This window comes from Carboxydocella sp. ULO1 (assembly GCF_002049255.1).
Taxonomy (GTDB): Bacteria; Bacillota.
Genome location: NZ_BDLQ01000077.1, coordinates 1 through 238, shown reverse-complemented (window position 1 = coordinate 238; position 238 = coordinate 1). Strand labels below are relative to the sequence as shown.

Annotated in this window: 1 rRNA gene; it reads right to left on the bottom strand. The window is 55.5% G+C overall.

The features are described from left to right. Window positions 1-236: ribosomal RNA gene (locus ULO1_RS10135) — 23S ribosomal RNA — on the bottom strand; the annotation flags it as partial. Between the last annotated feature and the right edge of the window lie 2 nt (window positions 237-238).

Sequence of the window (238 nt, the reverse complement as noted above, 5' to 3'; positions counted from 1 at the left end):
AATCGCTGTTGCTTTCTTTTCCTCGGGGTACTGAGATGTTTCAGTTCCCCCGGTTCCCCCCGTACACCTATCTATTCAGTGCACGGTAGCCGGATATTACTCCGGCTGAGTTGCCTCATTCGGACACCTCCGGATCTAAGCCTGCTTGCGGCTCCCCGGAGCTTTTCGCAGCTTTCCGCGTCCTTCTTCGGCTCTTGGCGCCAAGGCATCCACCGTATGCCCTTAGTATCTTAACCTC